5 protein-coding genes are annotated in these 9,570 nt (G+C 39.1%); 4 read left to right on the top strand and 1 reads right to left on the bottom strand.

Features of this window, described 5'->3' with window-relative positions:
* The 3 genes from ACNI3T_RS00340 to ACNI3T_RS00330 all read left to right on the top strand — a co-directional run.
* Positions 1-2,367, top strand: a 2,367-nt coding sequence (locus ACNI3T_RS00340) for an HYR domain-containing protein (RefSeq protein ID WP_418226111.1), incomplete at its 5' end; no start/stop codon positions are given.
* A gap of 12 nt (positions 2,368-2,379) precedes the next feature.
* A complete protein-coding gene (locus ACNI3T_RS00335) occupies positions 2,380-3,276 on the top strand; it encodes a PorP/SprF family type IX secretion system membrane protein (protein ID WP_418226110.1) in 897 nt (298 codons plus the stop codon).
* 16 nt (positions 3,277-3,292) lie between these two features.
* The gene (locus ACNI3T_RS00330) at positions 3,293-5,167 is read left to right on the top strand and encodes an OmpA family protein (RefSeq protein ID WP_418226109.1); all 1,875 of its coding nucleotides are present in this window, start codon (positions 3,293-3,295) and stop codon (positions 5,165-5,167) included.
* A gap of 422 nt (positions 5,168-5,589) precedes the next feature.
* Here ACNI3T_RS00330 and ACNI3T_RS00325 read toward each other — a convergent pair whose 3' ends face one another.
* Complete coding sequence (locus ACNI3T_RS00325) at positions 5,590-7,740, bottom strand: T9SS type A sorting domain-containing protein (RefSeq protein ID WP_418226108.1); 2,151 nt, start codon at positions 7,738-7,740, stop codon at positions 5,590-5,592.
* A gap of 339 nt (positions 7,741-8,079) precedes the next feature.
* Here ACNI3T_RS00325 and ACNI3T_RS00320 point away from each other — a divergent pair, with 339 nt between their 5' ends.
* Positions 8,080-9,558, top strand: coding sequence for a S41 family peptidase (locus ACNI3T_RS00320; RefSeq protein WP_418226107.1), 1,479 nt, complete (start codon positions 8,080-8,082; stop codon positions 9,556-9,558).
* Positions 9,559-9,570 lie beyond the last annotated feature (12 nt).

Below are 9,570 nucleotides of genomic sequence, written 5' to 3'. Positions count from 1 at the left end.
ATTGGAACTACCACCATAACCTTTACAGCTACCGATGCTGCTGGAAATACTTCAGAATGTAGCTTTACTGTAACAGTTGAAGACAACGAAGATCCAACGATCGTTTGCCCTGAAACTATAAATCAGCAAAATGATCCAGGTATATGCGGCGCAGCTATAAGCTTCACGCTTCCTGAAATAGCTGATAATTCTGGTGATGTAAGCTTAGAGCAAACTAGCGGTCCTTCTTCAGGGGAAACATTTCCTGTAGGAAATACGACGGTAAGCTTTACTGCTACCGATGCCGCTGGAAACACAAGCTTCTGTAGCTTTGATGTGATCGTAACAGATTCTGAAGCTCCTGTAGTGGAAGAAATGGAGAACATTACAGTTAATAATGATACTGGAGTATGTGGCGCTGTTGTAGACTTCGGAATGATTGGAGTAACTGATAATTGTGAACTGGAATCTGTTGAAGTTACCGAAGGTCTTACTTCAGGATCTCAATTCCCAGTTGGTACTACCACCGTTACTTATACTGTAACCGATATCTCTGGAAATACCACTACCGAAAGCTTTACGGTAACCGTAAATGATAACAAGGCACCTGAAATAAGCTGTCCTGCGAATATCACCATCGATACTGAAACTGGCGTTTCTTATGCAGTAGTAGATTTTGACGATGCAACTGCAACCGATAATTGCGAGGTGACTGTAGAACAAACTGGCGGACCGGTTTCCGGATCTCAATTCGAGATTGGAACTACCACCATAACCTTTACAGCTACCGATGCTGCTGGAAATACTTCAGAATGTAGCTTTACTGTAACAGTTGAAGACAACGAAGATCCAACGATCGTTTGCCAGGATGATATCCAAATAAGCAATGATGAGGATATTTGTGGTGCTGTTGTTGAATTTGAAACACCTCAGGTATCTGATAATTCTGGAGAATTTACAGTATCTCAAACTGCTGGTCTGGCTTCTGGAGAAACCTTCCCTGTAGGAACAACAACTGTAACATTCACTGTCACCGATGCTGCAGGAAATACTTCTGAATGTTCATTCGATATTGTTGTAACTGATGATCAATCACCGGAACTGGAACCCTTAGAGAACATAACCGTTAATAATGATACCGGAATATGTGGCGCTGTTGTGTCCTATGAAGCTCCTACTGCTACAGATAATTGCGAATTAGCCGAAGTTACTTTGACCGAAGGCATGGACTCTGGAAGTGAATTCCCGGTTGGAACTACAACCGTGACTTACACAGCGACCGATAGTAACGGAAATACTTCAACTTCTACTTTCACTGTAACGGTGATTGATAATGAACCTCCTGTAATAGAGTGTCCGGAGAATATCAGCGTAACAGTTGGCTTCGGGATAGAAAGCAGTATAGTGGAATATAGTGTGGCTGAAACGACCGATAACTGTTCTGGAGAGACTATCACTATGACTAATGGTATCGCTTCCGGTGAAGAGTTTCCTTTAGGTGTAACCACGATTACTTTTGAAGTAACTGACGCCGCTGGAAATACTTCAGAATGTAGCTTTACAGTGACCGTTGAAGAAGAACCTGCTCCAGCTCCACCGGCTGCTCCTGAAGTAGATGTGGTTCAACCGAGCTGTTCAGAACCAACAGGAACGATCACCGTAGACGTTCAAAATGGATTAACTTATAGCATAGATGGTGAAACCTATCAGGCGACCGGGATATTTACAAACTTGAGTCCGGGTACTTATGATGTTGTTGCTCAGGATGAGTTTGGTCAATTATCTGATCTTACTACGATAGTTTTAGCTGAACCAGTAGCAGAAGATATTGTACTAATCGATAATGGAGTGGTTGATCTTTGTATCGATGATTCAGCTTTCAATCTTTTCGATCTAATTGCAGATAATGAAGATGTTGGAACCTGGATAGATACAGATAACACCGGAGCACTTGAAAACGGATTTGTAACTCCAGGCTCTTTGGAACTTGGAACATATACTTTCGAATTGCAAATCGAAGGGATTTGTCCGAAAAGTACATTTGTAACCGTAATGATCAACGATGACTGTGTAGTTTTAGACTGTAGTGTGGAAGATGTAAGAGATAGCATCTCTAAAGCAGTAACTCCAAATGGTGATAACATCAACGATTTCTTTACCATAGATACAGACATTGCATGTGGATTCACATATGATCTTAAGATATTTAATAGATGGGGTGCTAAAGTATTCGATGCTAAAAACTACCAGAATAACTGGGATGGATACTCAGACTCGTCATTCACAAGCTCAAATCAATTGCCATCAGGAACATACTTCTATGTTCTGGAAATAAGAGAAGGTAACTTCGAACCAATTCAAGGTTATATTTACTTAGGAACTAAATAAAAAAGGGAAACCATGAAAAAAGTTTATCTAATTATATTAATGCTATTTGTTGCGGCCCCAGGATTTTCGCAGCAGCTCCCTCAGTTTACTCAATACATGTATAACACGGTATCTATCAACCCTGCCTATGCAGGTAGTAGAGATGGGTTCTCCATTACTGCACTTAACCGAAACCAATGGGTTGGTGTGGATGGAGCACCGGTAACACAAACGCTCTCTATCAACTCGCCATTGCGAAATGATAAGATCGGTTTAGGATTATCGGTTATCAATGATAAGATTGGTGATGAAAATACCACTTTTGTTTATGGTGACTTCTCTTATAGGGTAGACCTAAGTGCAGATGTGTCTTTAAGACTGGGACTTAAGGCTGGCGCGTATTACTATGGTCTGGATGATCCTACTATTGGAACAGATCCATTTTTTGCAGATGACTTCAATAGATGGACACCAAACTTTGGAGCGGGTGCTTATCTCTCAGCACAGAACTGGTATGTTGGTTTATCTGCTCCAAAACTGATCAATAAAGATAACAATGAACTTGACGAGTTTCGAGCACTGGAACAAGTGCATTATTACTTAACAGCTGGTTATGTATTTGATCTAAGCGACAACCTGAAACTACGGCCTTCCACTCTGGTGAAGGCCACTCAGGGAGCACCGCTTTCAGTAGACATGACGGCTACAGCTATATTAAATGAGAAGTTTTACCTGGGAGCAAATTACAGAATAGATGATGCCATTGGAGCTTTTCTGGATGTGCAGTTATTTCCAGGCTTCAGAGCAGGTTATGCGTATGAATATTCAATTTCAGATATTCAGCCATATACTTCAGGATCTCATGAATTCATTCTTATTTACGAATTCAGATTTAAAAATACCAGATACAAATCTCCACGTTTCTTCTAACCAAAGTCTATAGATTATGAAAAACTACTATATATTTTTCCTTTCTATCTTTATCTGTTCCCTTGGGATGCAGGCGCAAAGTGGAAAACAAAAAAAAGCAGACAGGCTATACAAAGACTTCGCTTATCTTGAAGCTACTGAAGTTTACAAGGATCTAATTGAAGATGAATATAACGTCACTTATAATTCAACTCGTTTGGGTGATGCATATATGATGCTAAGAAGTCCTGAAAATGCAGTATTTTATTACGGAGATGTTATTGAAGACACGACTATATCTCCAGAATATTACTATAAGTATGCACAGGCTCTTCGCGGAGTTAAGCGATATGATGAGTCCAGAACTTTCTTAAAACGATACCTCGAAACTGGAAGAGATTCTGATGGAATACAATCCATGCTGAATAAGGATGAATTTAAGAGCATGGCGACTTATAAACTTCAGCAAGCAGATTTCAATTCTGAAGTTAGTGATTTTGGAGTATTCGAGATGGATGGAACGATCTATTTTGTTTCCGCCAGAGCTCAGGATGTAGACGTAAAAGGGAAAACGTATAGCTGGAATGGGGAACCATTTCTGGATATTTATGTGATGGATTCAGAAACAGGGAACATTATGCCTATTCAGGGTGATATTAATACCAAACTTCACGATGGTCCAGCAGTAGTTTCTCCAGATGGCAGTACTATATATTTTACCAGAAATAATTACTTCGGAAATAAGGAAGGAAAAAGAGATAAGGATAAAACGAATCACTTAAAATTGTATTCAGCTACCAGCACCAATGGTACATGGATGGACGTAAAGGAATTACCTTTTAATAGCAATGAATATTCCATTGGTCACCCTTCCTTGTCTAGAGATGGCAAAACACTTTATTTTACTTCAGATATGCCCAATGGAAATGGGGGAACAGATATCTATAAAGTAGCGATCAATGAAGACAACACATATGGCTCTGTAGAAAATCTTGGAGCGCCCGTAAATACAGAATTTGATGAGACCTTTCCGTTTATGGATACTGATGGTACTCTTTACTTCTCTTCTAATGGACATGCCGGCTTAGGTTTATTCGATATCTTCAGATTAGAAGAAGGAAGTGAAACTGTAGAGAATCTTGGAGAGACCATTAATAGTAGTCTTGATGACTTCGCTTATTTCCAGGTGGAAGATTCTAAAGAAGGTTATATTTCAAGTAACCGGGAAGGAGATAATGATAATATTTTCGTTTTTAACAAGATGAATCCTTTAGTGGTTGCAGGAACAGTATCTGATGCTATAAATGGAAATCCAATAAGTTCTGCAACAGTTAGAATCATGGATGAAAATGGTGAGGAACTTGCATTTCTCGAAACAAATGAAGAAGGTTATTACGAGACTGAAATTGACCGAAATCTAGAGTTTCCAGTTGAAGCAAAAGAGATTAGATACGAAACTTTTAAAGGAATTATAGATACCAGAGAGAGTGATGAAATTGATACTCTGAAATATGATATTCAGCTAAACCCAGTTAAGGACGTTGAATATCTGGCTGAAATTGACAATATATATTTTGACTTCGACAAATCGAATATAAGGCCAGATGCAGCACAAGAGCTGGATAAACTTGTAGCCTTAATGAAGGATGAGTATCCAGAACTCGTAATAGCAATTGGTTCTCATACAGACCGTAGAGGAACAGATGCGTATAACGAAAAACTGGCCGAACGTAGAGCTAAATCAACCTTCGACTACCTGGTTGCTAAAGGCATAGCTGAAGATAGAATTCAGGAATACAAAGGCTATGGTGAGAATAAACCGGCGATTGACTGCGATAGATGTTCAGAAAAAGATCACCAACTAAACAGACGATCTATGTTTAGTGTTGTTGAAATGAAAGAATCAAAATAAGATATTTTAAGACCCTACCAGAATCGAAGCTGGGGTATCGACAAAAGTTGATATGATGAATAAATCGACCCCAACAAATCGATTTGAAAAGAAAAAGGTTCAGCCTCTAGCCTGAACCTTTTTCGATTTTATAGATTTCGATTGATCACTGAATGGCAAAACATTATACCTTCAAAACACTTGAGTCTGCGAAAATTAATCTTCTCATTAAATCGCGATTATTCACAGATACCATTTTCCTAGATTTCCGCATATGATTTAAGCAGACTGCTGCAATTAAACTTGTAAAGCATTCTACCATTTTTACTTCCTCTACTACTAGAGTCAGCAAATCTCACTAATCAATTAGAAAAATCTCCAAAAACGCATATAAAAAAAGCTCCATCAATTTCTGATGGAGCTTTTTAATATAATCCTTAATTTTATTTACGAACTACAGATTTGGATAACTTTCCTTCAGGAGTTACAATCTGAACGATATACATCCCTTTGGGATAATCTTTTAAATGTAATTCCTCTGTTCGATCGCCTACTTTGGAGACCTTAATGTTCTTATTAAATAACTGTCTTCCATTCATGTCAAAAAGCCTAAGCTTATAATTTGCCTTCTGTGAAGCATAAAAACTAATTTCTACTCTGTCACTACTAGGATTCGGATATGCTTTGAATTCCACACCGGAGGTTTCTCTCAAAGTCCTGCTAGTTGTACTATCATCACTATCACTAGATGTTTCCTCACCAACATATTCGACCAAGGCTTTTCTAGATACCTCATAGTTCCCTAGAACAAATCCTTGAAAGCTAGCAGCTCCACCTTTATATAATGCTATAGCACCTCTAGGATCATCAAATTGATCTGTTGCACTCGACCCACAATTGGTTCCAACAGCATCTAAAAGTAGCTCATGGAATTTAGATTCCACTCCAGGATCTGCAACTGTAAAAGTCTCTCCCGGTGCAAGTTCTCCGTATAAATTGTTAGATAGACAACTTGAGCCACCTTCATCGTAATCTCTCGGAAAAGCTACCAGGACATGATCATCCATTTGTGCTGGATAGTTACTGGTGTTAGTAATTGTAACGAATTCGCCATCATTATCTGTAACATTAAAATCTGAAATTTCAAATTCGGTTACAAATGGCTCAGACTCTCTTTCGTGAGCGCCTTTATCTGCCTGGCCATCTGCAGGTCTCAGAAAACCTCTTGCATCAAAATTATTATCCATCGTGCTGGTTCCTGAATTTACAGCTGGACTATTAGCTCTAGGTTCTCTGGTAGGTACAGCCTCATTATCATTTTGATTCAAACCATTCAACAATGGATCGATACCTTTCTTACCATTACCTATAACATCACCAGTTTTAGTTCTAAAAGCACCGGATGCGTTTTTGGTTCCAATAAGATTATAACCTTCAGAAGTAAAACGTTTACCACCTTTGTTATCATAAAAATCCGTACCCGGTTGTGTTCCATCACTAGTATCATCCCCGGCTGTGTTTCCAGCGATAATATTATTGAGCAAAGTAGCTGTTCCTTCCACAACCTGCTCACCATCGATATATCTTGAAAGGGCAATGGCTCCACCAGATCCTCCTTCACCATCTTCTCCGCGATCTCCACCGTTAACCCCTGCAGCTCCGCTAGTTGGATCACCACCATTATTGGCAGTAATAGTACAATTTAATAATCGTAATGAGCCTGCACTATATATTGCACCACCATTTCCGCCATTTCCACCACGACCACCTTCGGCCGGATCTCCGTTACTTTGACCCGATGCTGGACTCCCACCATCACCGGTACCGTTTCCAGAAAAAGTTCCACGGTTAATTTCTACATCGGCACCAATTCCTATATAAATAGCGCCGCCGTTTCCACCGCTACCACCATTACCACCATTAATAAGTGATATTGAACTAGCGGGTGCTGTGCCGTTTCCTCCACTTTGAGTGAAGTTCGAATTGAAAGTAACCTGATCCATCTTTACGACTTGACCATCATTAATTCTCATTGCACCACCATCGGCTCCGTCTTCCCCATCAATTCCATAAGATCCTAAATTATCAGGATTTCCATTTCGTCCGGCACGTGCGGTACCACCGGAAAATTGTATTCTTTCTACATATACAGTTCCACCAGAAACTATATCTAGGATTCTGTCATTTGGACTTACTGAAATTGAAGGACCCGGAGTCCCAGTTCCTTGAAGAGTTAACGTATTAAAATCTCCGTTAATATCAAGATCTCCGTAGGCATTGTCATCTTCGTAAGTATTGAAGGCTACGTTTGGAGCCACACGACTTAAGGTAAATTTCCCCGAGTTCGAACCCGGAAGTAAGCCGGGAATCACGATGATTACATCCTTACCTGAACTTGCATTTGCTTCATCCACAGCAGCTCTTAGAGTACATCTGCCGTTGTTGTCTTCGCATATTCCGTCTCCAGGATTGGCGTCTCTTGCGTTCGTATCGTCACTAGTAGAAGTAACAATTAATTTAACAGTTTGAGCATTAGTATTTCCGGATGTTAATCCGAAGAATGCTATCAAACTCAATAGTAAAATTCTTTTCATATTTCCTTGATTTTTTTGGTTTTCGTAATATAGAACTTATCATATGTTCTGAACGATAACTTAGATTTACTTTAACTAATTTTTCTGGCTTAATTCGTTAATAGATAACTATTTGCGCTAAATTAAATCTTTTAGAGTTTCTCGTCCAGCTCATTTTAGATACCTCTTTAAATTACTATTATTACTCTCCTAAGTGTTATCTCATCCTACTCATAAATCATTTTTGATATCTAAAAATTTAAAATTAAACCGGATCTCATCATTTCTCGTAGATATTAATGAACAAAAATGGCACAATTAGTGAGTTTTACACGTTGTACCACCATAAGAATGAAACACATGAGTATAAAAAGTAAAATAGTGATCTTTCTTTTCAGTTTTGGAATTCTTACTTCCTGTGAGAAAGAAGAAACACCTACCGAAAGAAATCCCAATCTTCCTGAAAATGTTATCGATGAGAATGAAGATCCTGTTGATGAAGCTATAGAGGTAGAAAGCTTTGTCTATAATGGTCTAAACGAGATCTATCTATATAAAGAGGATGTTCCGGAACTTGCAGATAATTATTTCTCAACCACAACGGAAAAAACAGAATTTCTTGCAGAAGCGTCTTCACCAGAATCTCTCTTCGATGATCTAACTGCAGATTTTGACAGATTCAGCTTCATAACTGATGATTATAATGAACTTGAGGAAAGATTTGAAGGAATGAGTGGAGCTACTGGTATCAAGTATGGTATTGGGCAGATCTCTAATTCAGATTTTGTTTTTGGTTTTATACGATATGTGTTACCCGGAACATCTGCAGATGAAGCAGGTTTGACCCGTGGTACTGTATTTACTGAAATTGATGGTCAGCAATTGACCTCTTCAAATTTTATGGAACTTATAAGTCAGGATAGTTTTAGCATCAACGTTGCTTACGTCCAGGAGAACCAAATCATTGTCACAGATCAGGTTGTGAATCTAACTGATGATGCATATACCGAAAACCCGGTATATATTGCTAAAACGTTGAATATAGATGGTAGAAAAATTGGCTACCTGATGTACAATGGCTTTACGGCAAGCTTCGATGATGATCTCAATGCAGTATTCGCTGAATTTCAGGCCAACGGCGTTACAGACTTGGTGGTAGATCTAAGATACAATGGTGGCGGTTCTGTGCAATCTGCCGTTGACCTGGCCAGCATGATCACCGGACAATTCGAAGGAGAGATCTTTATGCAGGAGCAGTGGAATGATAAATATCAAACCTACTATGAAGCTCAGAATCCTGAAGCTTTACTAAATAGATTTGAAGGAAATGTTAGAAGCGGTTCATCGATAAACAGCTTGAACTTATCTGAAGTTTATGTACTAACATCAAGGTCCAGTGCATCTGCCAGCGAACTTATCATCAATGGGCTTGATCCATATATTACCGTAAACCAGATCGGAGATCGTACGGCAGGAAAATTCCAGGCTTCAGTGACCCTTTATGATAGTGATGACTACACTAGAGAAGGTGCCAGTGAAAACCATACTTATGCTATGCAGCCACTGGTATTCAAATCGATTAATGTGGATGGTAATTCAGATTACATCAATGGGTTACAACCGGATGTAGAGTATATTGAGGATCTGAATAATCTTGGAGTTCTTGGCGAACCTTCAGAACCTCTTCTGGAAATTGCCATCAATAGCATTCTGGGACGAACCAGCATTTCTAAGACAAAAGTAAACAGAATGGAAATTAAGCTTCTTGGCGAAAGCGGGATGAATAATGCCGACTTTCAGAAGATGTATATTGATCGTATCCCAGCCGTAATTCAGTAATGCATCATTGAT

Source organism: Christiangramia qingdaonensis, from assembly GCF_048381525.1.
Lineage (GTDB): Bacteria > Bacteroidota > Bacteroidia > Flavobacteriales > Flavobacteriaceae > Christiangramia.
This window is presented reverse-complemented; position numbering and strand designations above follow the sequence as displayed.

Bases quoted from the DNA above. Each gene is read 5' to 3' on its own strand.
- ACNI3T_RS00335 (WP_418226110.1), top strand. From the start codon at position 2,380: ATGAAAAAAGTTTATCTAATTATATTAATGCTATTTGTTGCGGCCCCA.
- ACNI3T_RS00330 (WP_418226109.1), top strand. From the start codon at position 3,293: ATGAAAAACTACTATATATTTTTCCTTTCTATCTTTATCTGTTCCCTT.
- ACNI3T_RS00325 (WP_418226108.1), bottom strand. From the start codon at position 7,740: ATGAAAAGAATTTTACTATTGAGTTTGATAGCATTCTTCGGATTAACA.
- ACNI3T_RS00320 (WP_418226107.1), top strand. From the start codon at position 8,080: ATGAGTATAAAAAGTAAAATAGTGATCTTTCTTTTCAGTTTTGGAATT.